This is a genomic window from Bradyrhizobium sp. CCGB01, from assembly GCF_024199795.1.
Lineage (GTDB): Bacteria > Pseudomonadota > Alphaproteobacteria > Rhizobiales > Xanthobacteraceae > Bradyrhizobium.
Window position 1 is genome coordinate 1802154 of sequence record NZ_JANADK010000001.1, and the last position, 12027, is coordinate 1814180.

At 58.2% G+C, this 12027-nt stretch carries 8 protein-coding genes, 4 pseudogenes and 1 riboswitch; of the genes and pseudogenes, 8 read left to right on the forward strand and 4 right to left on the reverse strand.

Going from position 1 to position 12027, the window contains the following annotated elements; all coding sequences use genetic code 11:
* Positions 1-391 precede the first annotated feature (391 nt).
* The 5 genes and pseudogenes from NLM25_RS44325 to NLM25_RS08160 all read left to right on the forward strand — a co-directional run bounded on the left by NLM25_RS44325 (position 392) and on the right by NLM25_RS08160 (position 3108).
* Positions 392-1122, forward strand: a pseudogene (locus NLM25_RS44325) (carbohydrate porin).
* Between the two features lie 598 nt (positions 1123-1720).
* A complete protein-coding gene (locus tag NLM25_RS08155; protein WP_254136617.1) occupies positions 1721-1930 on the forward strand; it encodes a hypothetical protein in 210 nt (69 codons plus the stop codon).
* Positions 1887-2075, forward strand: a pseudogene (locus tag NLM25_RS44330) (aspartate ammonia-lyase); the annotation flags it as partial. The gene NLM25_RS08155 and the pseudogene NLM25_RS44330, both read left to right, overlap by 44 nt.
* A 109-nt stretch (positions 2076-2184) precedes the next feature.
* Positions 2185-2710: pseudogene (locus NLM25_RS44335) on the forward strand (lyase family protein).
* A gap of 143 nt (positions 2711-2853) precedes the next feature.
* Entirely contained in the window at positions 2854-3108 is a 255-nt protein-coding gene (locus tag NLM25_RS08160) for a hypothetical protein (RefSeq protein WP_254136618.1), read from the forward strand.
* 25 nt (positions 3109-3133) lie between these two features.
* Here NLM25_RS08160 and NLM25_RS08165 read toward each other — a convergent pair whose 3' ends face one another.
* From NLM25_RS08165 to NLM25_RS08180, 4 genes and pseudogenes are all read right to left on the reverse strand, one after another.
* Positions 3134-4288, reverse strand: a complete 1155-nt coding sequence (locus NLM25_RS08165; protein WP_254116404.1) for a ribonucleotide-diphosphate reductase subunit beta — start codon at positions 4286-4288, stop codon at positions 3134-3136.
* Between the two features lie 10 nt (positions 4289-4298).
* Entirely contained in the window at positions 4299-7202 is a 2904-nt protein-coding gene (locus tag NLM25_RS08170) for a ribonucleoside-diphosphate reductase subunit alpha (protein ID WP_254116405.1), read from the reverse strand.
* A gap of 117 nt (positions 7203-7319) precedes the next feature.
* Positions 7320-7536: riboswitch (cobalamin riboswitch) on the reverse strand.
* A gap of 423 nt (positions 7537-7959) precedes the next feature.
* Positions 7960-8142 (reverse strand): hypothetical protein, encoded by a 183-nt coding sequence (locus NLM25_RS08175; protein ID WP_254136619.1) that lies wholly within the window; start codon positions 8140-8142, stop codon positions 7960-7962.
* Positions 8143-8314: 172 nt separating this feature from the next.
* Positions 8315-8762: pseudogene (locus tag NLM25_RS08180) on the reverse strand (integrase core domain-containing protein); the annotation flags it as partial.
* A gap of 1274 nt (positions 8763-10036) precedes the next feature.
* Between NLM25_RS08180 and NLM25_RS08185 the strand changes: the two are divergent.
* The 3 genes from NLM25_RS08185 (at position 10037) to NLM25_RS44340 (ending at position 11394) form a co-directional block, all read left to right on the forward strand.
* Positions 10037-10258, forward strand: coding sequence for a hypothetical protein (locus NLM25_RS08185; RefSeq protein WP_254116407.1), 222 nt, complete (start codon positions 10037-10039; stop codon positions 10256-10258).
* A 273-nt stretch (positions 10259-10531) separates the two neighbouring features.
* Positions 10532-11068, forward strand: a complete 537-nt coding sequence (locus NLM25_RS08190) for a hypothetical protein (RefSeq protein ID WP_254136620.1) — start codon at positions 10532-10534, stop codon at positions 11066-11068.
* Positions 11069-11223: 155 nt separating this feature from the next.
* Entirely contained in the window at positions 11224-11394 is a 171-nt protein-coding gene (locus tag NLM25_RS44340; protein ID WP_375167880.1) for a hypothetical protein, read from the forward strand.
* The last annotated feature ends 633 nt before the right edge of the window (positions 11395-12027 follow it).

A 12027-nucleotide genomic window follows, 5' to 3' on the forward strand; every position in this document is an offset into this window, starting at 1 on the left:
CTATGAATTCACTTGCACCAAAATCTGACAGAGCGGATGCAATTGCTTGGAGGAAAACTCAAAGGAATGACCCGTTCGCAAAGTTCGAGCACCTCCGCGAAAGAGGTATGTGGCTCAATATTCCAGGTCCGGCCGATACGATAGATCAGGATCAGGGTGGCGTTAGATCTGCGCTGGCGGATGTCGGGATCGGCTATGTTGGCGGGACGGTAAACACATTCGTAGTCAATCAATTGCCAAGTGCAGCAAGGAGCACGATCCACGAGCAGCTATATGCTGGTCAGAACCCGACATTTAACACGCTTAACTTCATGATCGGGACGTACGATCTCAGTCGCTTTGGGATTCCAGATGGTCAGATTATTTTGGGAGCCCAGCAGCAATATTGGACATGGAAGCCGGGGGGCCAGATAGAGTTGGGATCAATACGATCGCCTACTATCAGACGTTCTTGGACGGGAAACTCGAACTCAAAATGGGCTACCTCAGAAACATAAATGAGTTCGCAGGTACCGTGGTTGGAGGGAATGCAGCAGTTAATGTTTTTGGAGCTTCATCGAATATCCTGTACCAGGCAGGCATGAGCAACAATGCCGCGCCGACGCCCGGTCTCAATCTGAAGTACAATTTCGATGATCGATTCTATATGCGGATGTCAATACAGCGTTCTCTCAGTCCAGACGGTCAATTTGCGCACATTACCGAAAATCCGGACGGGTTAGACTGGACTACGACCAACGCGGGCGTTCTTTTACTCGATTGCAGTATCCGTCGCAGCCGAGAGCTAGCGCGAACAGCATCTACTACGTGGCAGCGGACAGGCAACTCTGGCAGTCTGATGCCCAAGGCTCGGCAGTTCGTGGCGTCTATGCAGGATTTTCTGCGATGTACGCGCCGCCCGAGCTAAACAGAGTGAGTCAGTATTACGAGCTCCGTCTGTACGCCAAGGGGCTGTTTGACGGCCGCCCACGTGATCAGATTGCTATTGTTGCCACCAATACCGCGTGGAGCGATGCTGCAGTAAATGCCGCCGTGGCCAAGGGCCACCTTGTGCATCGCGACAGCACAGCGATTTCGGGCACATACACGGCGCATCTGGCGCCGGGATATACTCAAGCTTAGGACTGACATACATCAATAACCCGACAAGCATCACCTACACGGTCAAAACGGGACATGCTTTGAACTTGTTGGTGTCCACGTCGATATTTTTCTGAGAAGAGGGTTTGGCGAATGCGGGTCTTGGAACGCTCTCGGCGTCTAGCATACTAGCTGGTCAGGAGACCATCGCGGCCAGCACCGCGTGAAGCCACCGCAAAGAGGGCCGCTTTGTCGGGAAAGGATCGTAAAGTTCAGTATCGATCGTGGCGGTTGCTCCGCAAATGCGATCTTTTGGTCCCATGCAGTTTAGCATCAGTCGTGGTGTGGATTAGACGGCATGCGCCATTTTCCGGAAACTATTTTGTCTCGTCTGATCAATGTGTCGGCAAAGCTCACGGCCCCCTTCACCAGGAAACGGCCCGCACCGCTAAACTGCGGGTGTCAAAGCGGTGCTCATCAGGGCAGCTCTACGAGTTGACCTCGCAGCTTGCGGTCGTGCTCAAACTGGGGCTGAAGTTGCTAGATATAGCTTCCCGCTACAATCTTCGGATGCGGCGATGCTTCGTCGGGAATCGATGGCTAGCCATAAAAATACGGAAAAGGTGGTGTCATGGGCCCAATGCGAACCGAAGAAGACGTTCTTGGTGAGAGGAAGCTGCCTGCGGACGCGCTCTATGGCATCAATACTCTTCGAGCTTTGGAGAACTTTCCGCTGACCGGCCGCACCATCGCGACGCTGCCTGAGTTTGTCCCAGCACTGGCGATGATAAAAGAAGCGGCAGCGCTTGCCAACAAAGAGATCGGCGCGCTTTCGGGAAGCCCTCATTGAGGCTGTCCAAGAGATTCGCGTTGGAAAGCAGGATGCCCACCTGATTGTCGACGTGCTCGAAGGGGCGGGTGGCACATCGTCCAATATGAATCTCAATGAGGTGATCGCAAATCTAGCCGCGCGGCTGACCGGAAAGCCGGTTGGCGAGTACGCCTTCGTCCATCCGAATGATGACGTCAATCTCGGTCAATCGGCCAATGACACGGCCATGAGCTTGCGGTCTTTCGGATGTCGGAGGGACTTCGCTCGCCGTGATGCAACTGGCCGCCGCGTTCTCGGACAAGAAAAAGGAGCATTCGCAAACCCTTCGGCTTGGCCGGACATGTTTGCAGGATGCCGCTCCAATGCTATTCGGTCAGGGCATATGAGGCTGTCGTAGAACGCCATGCCAAGTATGTGAAGGAGTTGCGGCGGCAACTCCCGATCGTTCCACTCGGCGAAACCGCAGTTGGTACCGGCTTGAATTCGAGGCCGGGCTACAAATCGGCCGTTCTCCGCCATTTATCAGCGCTGGCCGGCCACGAGATCAAACCAGCGGCTGATCCATTCGACGGAATGCAGAACTTGGACGCGTGCGCCAGGTTGTCGGCTGAAATCCGGAATTGCAAATTCCCTGGAAGATCGCTAACGACCTCGAACTGGCGGGGTCTCAGTAAGCAGCGCAGAAGCAACGGTAAGCGCCGCATCAATAAGCTGCGCAATGTCCAAAGCGTGTCAGCCACCTCCAGCGCCTTCTGGTGGCGCAGGGCTTTGTTGCTCGGGATCGCCGATACTACGTGACGGCTTTACAGTTTACTACGGCAGCGGGGAGTACCGGTCCTGCGTTTCCTTGACAAATGCGTTACGCTGTAGGTCTTTAAGAGGCGTCCAAACCGAAAGCGTCGCGTGTTTTGCTACGCGGTAGGGATGGAAGGACATTTCAGGTGGCCGACAACACGGCTGCGGAAGTCCATCGTGCTTTCCGCATTCCGGTTGCCGGCGCCCCAGCCAATCATTGCCTTCTGCGCCCCAGCTATGCCGATGAAAAAGCAGCGATCGCCCTCGGCATTGATTCCGTGACGCCAGATCTGTCAAAAGAACAAATCGTGAGGTCTGACGGGAGGGATCTGATCGAGGAAGATCTTCCGCAACGTTCCACTCTCGCAGCGGCGAGCGCCGAACGACCTCGCAAAGCGTAGCGATGCTTTCGGGGCGCTGCTCTTGTCATTCCCAAGTCAAGGCACCTCCGTTCTGGTATTCGATGACGCGGGTCTCGAAGAAGTTCTTCTCCTTCTTCAAATCCATCGTCTCCGACATCCACGGGAACGGGTTCTCGACCTCGGCGAATACAGGCGAAAGTCCGATCTGCGCACAGCGACGGTTAGCGATGAAGTGCATGTACTGTTCGCACAGTGCCGCATTGAGCCCGAGGAAGCCCCTCGGCATCGTGTCGCGTCCATAGGCGGCCTCCAGCTCCGCCGCCTCGCGGATCATGCCGCGTACCTCGTCCTGGAACGCTGGCGTCCACAGGTGCGGATTCTCGATCTTGATCTGGTTGATCACGTCGATCCCAAAGTTGAGATGGATGCTCTCGTCACGGAGGATGTACTGATACTGCTCGGCGATGCCGACCATCTTGTTGCGGCGGCCGAGCGAGAGGATCTGCGCAAAGCCGGTGTAGAACCACATCCCCTCGAACACGACGTAGAAGGCGACGAGATCGCGCAGAAAGGCGCGGTCATTGTCCGGCGTGCGCGTCTGAAACGAAGCATCATCGAGATGCTGCGTGTGCTTGAGCGCCCAGGCCGCCTTGTCGGTGATCGAAGGTACCTCGCGGTACATGTTGAACAGCTCGCCCTCATCGAGGCCGAGGCTTTCGACGATGTATTGGAAGGTATGGGTATGCACCGCCTCCTCGAAGGCCTGCCGCAGCAAGTACTGGCGGCATTCCGGGTTGGTGAGGTGCCGATAGATCGCCAGCACGATGTTGTTGGCGACGAGGGATTCGGAGGCCGCGAAGAAGCCGAGATTGCGCTTGATCGCGCGCCGCTCGTCTTCCGTCAGCCCGTCCCGCGACTTCCACAGGGCGATGTCGGCCTGCATCGAGACTTCGGTCGGCATCCAGTGATTGTTGCAGCCGGAGAGATATTTCTCCCAGGCCCATTTGTATTTCAGCGGCAGCAGCTGGTTGACGTCGGCGCGGCAGTTGATCATCCGCTTCTCGTCGACCGAGACCCGGCCGCCGCCGCGATCTATCGCACCCAAGCCGGTGGGGTCGACCGGCTCGAGCCTGAGCTGGGTCTGCGGACGGAGCGCGGTGGCGAGGCTTGAGGCAGCCGGAGTCGCCGCCGTGGTTTCGGTGTCGGACCAATCGAGCATCGTCATCTCCTCACTGGCACGCTTCGCATTCGGGATCGTCGATCCGGCAGGCCTTGATGCCTTCGAGATCGGGAGCTGCCGCCGCCGGGATCATGATCGGGGCGTGCGAGAGAGCTTCAGATGCAGACACCGCGTTGAGCTTGCCGTCGGTTCCCTTGAGCGTCGACTTCTCGACATGCGTGGCGCTGCGCGAGCGCAGGTAATAGGTGGTCTTCAAGCCGTGCCGCCAAGCCAGCCGATAGAGCGCATCGAGCTTCTTGCCGGAGGGATTGGCGATGTAGAGATTGAGCGACTGCGACTGGTCGATCCACTTCTGCCGGCGCGCGGCGGCCTCGATCAACCAGGCGCTGTCGATCTCGAAGGCGGTGGCGTAGAGCGCTTTCAGATCGTCAGGGACGCGGTCGATCTGGCCGACGCTGCCGTCGAAATATTTGAGGTCGGAGACCATCACCTCGTCCCATAATCCCCTCGCCTTGAGATCACGAACGAGGAACTCGTTCACGACGGTGAAGTCGCCGGACATGTTCGATTTGACGAACAGGTTCTGGTAGTTCGGTTCGATCGACTGCGAAACGCCGCAGATGTTGGAGATCGTCGCGGTCGGCGCGATCGCCATCACGTTCGAGTTGCGCATGCCGCTGGCGGTGACCTTCTTGCGCAGGCGATCCCAATCCCGCGTCGAGGAGCGGTCCGCACCGAACCCACCGCGGGACTCGGCGACGAACTGCATGGAGTCGAGCGGCAAAATCGCCTTCGACCATAGCGAACCCTCGAAGCTCGCATAGCGGCCGCGCTCGGCGGCGAGATCGGAGGACGCCTCGATCGCGTAGAACGAGATCGCTTCCATGCTGACGTCGGCAAAGGTCACCGCCGCCTCGGACGCGATCGGGATACGCTGGACTTGAAGCGCCTCCTGAAAACCCATCAGGCCGAGGCCGACCGGCCGGTGGCGCATGTTCGAACGACGCGCCTCCGGGATCGTGTAAAAACTGATGTCGATGACGTTGTCGAGCATCCGCACGGCGGTCGTGACCGTCCGCTTCAACTTGGCCTGGTCGATACCGTCAAGGCCGACATGGGCGAGCATGTTGACGGAGCCGAGATTGCAGACTGCGACCTCGTCGGCCGAGGTGTTGAGCGTGATCTCGGTGCAGAGATTCGAGGAATGGATCACGCCCATGTGCCGCTGCGGCGAACGCAGATTGCAGGGGTCCTTGAAGGTGATCCAGGGATGGCCGGTCTCGAACAGCATGGTCAGCATGCGGCGCCAGAGGTCGGTCGCGCGCACCGTCTTGAACACGCGTAGGCCGCCGGCCTTCGCCTTGGCTTCATAGCCCTCATACGCGGTCTTGAACGCAGTGCCATAGAGATCGTGCAGGTCGGGCGTCTCGTCCGGCGAGAACAATGTCCACTCACCGTCGGCATCGACGCGCTGCATGAACAGATCAGGCACCCAATTGGCGGTGTTCATGTCGTGGGTGCGGCGGCGATCGTCGCCGGTGTTCTTGCGCAGATCGAGGAACTCCTCGATGTCGACGTGCCAGGTCTCGAGATAGGCGCAGACCGCGCCCTTGCGCTTGCCGCCCTGGTTGACGGCGATCGCGGTGTCGTTGGCGACCTTCAGGAACGGGATGATGCCCTGGCTCTCGCCATTGGTGCCCTTGATGTGGGCGCCGAGACCGCGGACCGGCGTCCAGTCGTTGCCGAGCCCGCCGGAGTATCTTGCCAGCAGCGCGTTGTCCTTGATGGATTTGAAGATGCCGTCGAGGTCATCGGAGACGGTGGTGAGGAAGCAGGATGATAATTGCGGGCGCAGCGTGCCCGAATTGAACAGCGTCGGCGTCGAAGCCATGAAGTCGAACGACGACAGCAGATCGTAGAACTCGATCGCCCTGGCTTCGCGGTCGATCTCGCGGACCGCAAGACTCATAGCGACGCGCATGAAGAACGCCTGCGGCAACTCGATGCGCTTGCCGCGCTCATGCAGGAAGTAGCGGTCGTAAAGGGTCTGGAGACCGAGGAACTGGAAGTTCAGGTCGCGCTCCGGCTTCAGCGCCGTGGCGATCCGGCCGAGGTCGAAACGGGAGAGCTCGGGATCGAGCAGTTCGGCAGCAATGCCGGCTTTCACATAGGCCGGGAAGTATTCGGCATAGCGGGTCGCCATGTCGGCCTGCGAGGCGGACGAGGGAATGCCGTGGACATGCGAGAGCACTTCGCCGCGGAGCTTGTCGAGCAGCAGACGCGCGCTGACATAAGCATAGTTCGGCTCCTGCTCGACCAGCGTGCGCGCGGCCATGATCGAGGCCAGCGCTAGCTCGTCCTGGCTGATGCCGTCGTAGAGATTGCGGGTGGTCTCGGCCAGCACCGGGGCGGCGGAGACGCCGTCGAGCCCCGCGCAGGCTTCGCCGATGATCAGCGCGAGACGCCTGGTATCGAGGCCGATGCGCGAGCCGTCAGCAAGCGTGACGTGTAGCTCCGGAACGGCAACGGGCGCTGGCTGCGCAGCCGCCTCTTCTGCGCGCTGGCGCGATCGCTCTTCGCGGTACAGCACATAGGCGCGCGCGACCTTGTGGTGCTCGCTGCGCATCAGGGCGAGCTCGACCTGGTCCTGCACATCCTCGATATGGAAGGTGCGTCCTTCGCCTGCGCGCCGCATCAGCGCTGCGACGATCTCGGCCGTCAGCTGCTCGACGCTCTCATGGACACGGCGCGAGGCGACCGCGCTGGTGCCTTCGACCGCAAGGAAGGCCTTGGTCATGGCAACAGCTATCTTGGCGGAATCGAATGGCGAGACCTTTCCATTGCGGCGGATGATCTGCATGGCCGGCTCGCTGAAAGCAGCCGCAAGTGACTGTGGACGCAACTGGATGATGGGTGCGGAAGCGCCTTCCGCGTCGTGCAGGTTCAGTGACATCAATAGGCCCCGTGATGCGCGTTGTGTTTGAACGGGGCGTTGAGGAAGGACGCTGCAGATCGCCGGCGGAATGATGCCGACGGCGCATGCAAGCGACCGCCGGGACACCCCGCCCGTGGACGTTCAGATCATCACGGCAGGTCTCCTGGCTCGCAGGTCGTTGCTCGCTTCCCGTCTTCCCGGTGCAGATAGCGCCAGTGACGATTTTCGGAAACAGCTCGCTGCTGACAGTTGCGGGGGCAGCGCCGGAATTCCACGCCAAAGCGCAGTCACCGGCTTCCCTCTTAGCCACTAAATCTTGCGATCCGGTGGAACCATGATTACTATATGTAGCGATGGTTCGGGCCTCCTGTCAATGGCTGATAACGTGCCGATACCGATTTGCCTGCGGAATGCTGGAATCTCACGGGCTCTGAAAGCTCCCGATTCGCAGGCAAACGTGTGCTCATAGATTTGGGTAGAACGGTGAGGCCTGCGCACTCGCGTTGGAAACTGATCTTGCTTTGGCCACGATATCCGACCATGGCGAGTTCGATCACATTCTTCGTGACTCCGTTGACGTTCCGAACTTCGTCGCCAATGCCGGCGTGTACAAACCTAAGCCCGTAGGCTGGCCGGACGGCAGAGGCCGCGTCGAAAATTTGTCGCGACGACCGGAATGACATTCATCAGCGCCATGCCGGATGACCCTGAGCATGTCCTTCCAGTTCAGCTTGATAGCCTAACGACATCACTGCCGCTCGCAACTCGCTTCCGTTCAGAAGGGTCCGTCGGCGAAAGCGCCGGAGCAAGACATCGAGGAATGACTCGCGCGAACCAGATCGGCATTGAGGCCGCGCGAATTCACTCCACGGACGAAATTCCCGTCCAAAAGACTGACAGTGCAAAGAAGACCTGCATCCGACGCCACCAAAACAACGAGCGAGCCGCCGAGGTTCATGGCACCACTCCTCTTTGTTGTGGTTATTGTTAGCATTATGCTCGCGGTGACCTGCCACTGAATTGTCATCCAGCGGCAGTTAGAGTCCCGAGGGTTTTGAAACGCTCTCCAAAACTAGGCCAGCCGGAGCTGGAATTTTCCGGATTCGGTTCATGCCGGCGGCGGGAGCCATTCAACAGCTATATCGGGCCTTGTTGCCAATCGCGCTGTGTGGGCGGACTTCGTTGTGGTTTCTACGCCATTCTCCATTTTCTGCCGGGCATCGTCAAGGCTGAGGAACCAGTGCGTGTTCAGGCATTCGTTTCTGAACTTGCCGTTGAAGGATTCGATGAAGCTGTTGTCCATTGGCTTGTTAGGCCTGGAGAAGTCGAGAACGACATTCTTCCTGATAAGCCCAGATGTCGATATCGCGGGAGACGAACTCCGACCCCTGGTCGACGCGAGTGGTCTTGGGGCAGCCGACGGTTTTGCACGCGCGTTCCAAAGTCAGCACGACATCCTCGCCTCAATAGCTGAAGCGCGGATCGACAGCTGCAGAGAAACGACTGAAGATATCGACGATGGTAAGGCACACGAATCTTGCCACCGTTGGCGAGCTGGTCATGAACAAAGTCCATCGCCTAGGTCTCATTAATTTGACCTTCAGTGGATCTGAATTGGAAAATTGCCAGTTCAGACTGGCATCTTGGCGGAAGCAGGTCATGCCAGCATGGTGAATCAGAAGCACACTGATTTGGGAATCCCAAATCGATCCAACCTAACCCCATCCCGCTTTAGATGAAGGTTCAGCGGTAGGCCAGACGGTTTACACCGACCGGACGCGCTGCCACCGCGGCGGTATGCCTGATCCTAATGTTTCCCGCCGATCCCCACTCAGAACTTCCATCTGCGAGAACCCGCAGAGTACCGGCTGTGCTATCTCCGGATTTTGGTCATCCATGGCTTGAAAATGCAAATGGGGAAGCATCGAATTTCCTGAACTTCCGGCTTTGCCTACGGCGTCCCCCACCTCTACTAGCCGACGTTTGCACAAATCGAACCCCGCCGTAGATGGGAAGCACAAATAGAGACGGCCATCGAACACGATTACGAAATTGCCGAAAAGGTCCCGCCAACTGCGGCGCGTCACCTTAGAAAGAATGCGCACCCGAAGTAGGTCCAACGGTAACGACTCTCGATCTTCCGACTCGCACCAGCTGTCAAGCACCTCACCATGTGACGCTGACATCCATTTCCCAGGAGAGAGCGTTCGCCGCCCGCTCTACGAAGAATAGATGGCGGAACGACATACCTGATCTGAAGATGTGACGACCCATCGGCGGAGTCCGTCGAGCTCGCTACGGCACGGGGTTCTGCGGTGAGTGGGGCTTGCCGATACATCCGCGAGCCGGTGCCACTCCCCGGAGCTGGTAGGTTGAACTTAGATCGGACCGCGCCCCTAATGATTAATCATCAGGCGATACTCAGGCCGCATTAATAGGCGGGCGAGAGGGGCGATCCCAATTTGCCCTGACCGCGAGGAAGTTCGTGTCGTGAACATTTCTTCAGCGGTTTAGCGATCAAACGGAAGGTCAGACGATGATCCGTACTCTCTTTCTGATCGGCTTAACGTTTGTCCTCACGTCGAGATTGAGCGCCCAGGGAACCGACGCCAATCCGAACTATGTTGAGCAAGGTGCGGATTGGAGCACGACAGCGAGAGCGGACTTCTATTCGCGCGATCAGGGCTCGCGCTTGATCACACTGTCTTGGATGCAGGCTCTGAAGCAAAGGAACGGACAACCGTTCATCGCATGGTCTATCACGATACGGTTATCTACCGAATCCTGGAAACGCGGCCAACCTTCCCGTCGGCTTTCATGCTTCTGGCCCTCAAGACTTCCAGGTCGTCGGAATGACCTGCTCCGCATGTCACACGCGCCAGATTGAAGTTGACGGTCAGGTGTATCGCGTCGATGGCGGTCCGGCGTTTGTGGACTTCTACGCACTGCTTAGCGATCTGGACAAGGCAGTCGGCGATGTGATTGCCAGCGATAGCTCGTTCGCTCCGTTTGCTGCAGTTGTTCTGCGGTCCGAAACGCCGGATCCGGCCGACGTCGCAGATCTTCGTCGATAGACGCCTGGTACTTGCGGTTTCATACCCTCATGGTCCGCGCACTACCCAAGAACGGCTGGGGAGTTGGCCGTCTAGATGCGGTCGGGATGATCTTCAACCGCGTATCGGGACTCGACATCGGCCCGCCACCCGACTTCATGATTCCGGAAAACATGAAAACCGCCGATGCTCCAGTGAGATATCCATTCCTTTGGAATGCGCCGCGGCAAGACAAGACACAGTGGCCGGGATTCGCAAAAAAACGGAAGTGACATCTTGGGGCTGGCTCGGAACGTGGGCGAGGTTCTGGGGGTTTTCGCCACGTTCGAACCGAAACGTCAGGGTGCGGTCATCAACTTCCTCAACAATAATTCCGCCAACTTCGACGGCCTGAGCAAGCTCGAAAACTTGGTAAAGCGAATTGGCCCTCCGAAATGGCCTTGGAAGATCGACGCTGCCCCGGCGACCAAGGGCAAGCTGATTTTCGAAAGAGATCCCGCGGAAGGTGGATGTAGCGCATGCCATGGAATTCAAGAGGGCGAGCAGCGCTTTCCATTCATCAAGACGTGGAGAACTGCGGTCCAGAACGTTGGAACCGATACACGGGAATACGACGTCCTCGCTTGGAAAGCGAATACCGGCGTGCTGAAAGGAGCGTACATTCCCCTGGCGACCGCCCCACTGAAGGACAATGACCAAGTTCTTAACATTCTTGCTACCTCGGTTATTGGTTCAAATCGCAGAACACGTGTTGACCCGCTTCCACCAACGCGCGGGTCGCCGCAGCGCCAGATCCGGGGTCGTCCGACACACCGGAGTCTCTGGGGCTAGTACGATTACCGCCAACGCTGCAGGATCTGCTAACGGCATTCGATACTGCCAGCACGTCGGCAGCGATCGAACAGACCAAGCGGCAGGGAGCAGAACGAGCGTCTCGCAATCGTCTCCCTCCATGGGGCGCTTACGAGGCTCGTGTTCTGCAGGGTATTTGGGCAGCCGCACCCTATCTTCATAACGGCTCGGTCCCCACCTTGGCGGAATTGCTCAAGACATCAGGGCACCGCACATCACAGTTTAGCGTTGGACGGAAATACGACATCGAAAACGTTGGTCTTGCGACTACCCAGGAGCCGCCGCTGAGCGAACACGATCCGTAACGGATTGCAGTGATATCAATACTGGAAACAGCCGATGTGGCCACGAGTACGGGACGAGTTTGAGCGACCAAGACAAAAAAGCGTTGCTTGAATACCTCAAGACACTGTGACCCGCTGCAGCGTTCCCTGTTGAGCGGATTTCGGACAAAACGGGCCGTTACTCAGACCCTCGCGCAGCCAGATAGAAGGTCCCCTTTGCGCTAGAATCGCCCTATCGGCGAGGACGCCTTCTGGCCACCGCATCAGATCACTGCGACGCGAAATATGGTCGCTATCGGGATATAGGGGACTCTAGCGAGCTGTCCGTGCGGCTTTATGGATTCACGGCTCTAGTCTTCCGGCCAAAGCGCGCTGCTCACGCTTCCTTACATGTGCAGTGACAAAGCCACGCGTTCCAAACGCGGGGCCATCCCGTTCTATCAGAAGCCGCGCCTCTTGGGCGCGCTTGCTCACACCGCTTTTGCCGAAACTTGAGCGGGGGCTAACAAAGACGCAAAAATTGGTCCTCTACTCCGACTCTCTGAGCACTTTGATTGAGAGCCGAGATTAGTTACAGGACCGTACCAAGCCCCAGCCCATCCCGATCCAAAGCCGTCAGCCAATGCGACTGCGACGAGCCAAATGGTTGGATCA

Excerpts from the sequence above, each read along its gene's own strand:
- NLM25_RS08165 (WP_254116404.1), bottom strand. The coding sequence starts at position 4,288 with ATGCTCGATTGGTCCGACACCGAAACCACGGCGGCGACTCCGGCTGCC.
- NLM25_RS08155 (WP_254136617.1), top strand. The coding sequence starts at position 1,721 with ATGCGAACCGAAGAAGACGTTCTTGGTGAGAGGAAGCTGCCTGCGGAC.
- NLM25_RS08175 (WP_254136619.1), bottom strand. The coding sequence starts at position 8,142 with ATGAACCTCGGCGGCTCGCTCGTTGTTTTGGTGGCGTCGGATGCAGGT.
- NLM25_RS08170 (WP_254116405.1), bottom strand. The coding sequence starts at position 7,202 with ATGTCACTGAACCTGCACGACGCGGAAGGCGCTTCCGCACCCATCATC.
- NLM25_RS08185 (WP_254116407.1), top strand. The coding sequence starts at position 10,037 with ATGACCTGCTCCGCATGTCACACGCGCCAGATTGAAGTTGACGGTCAG.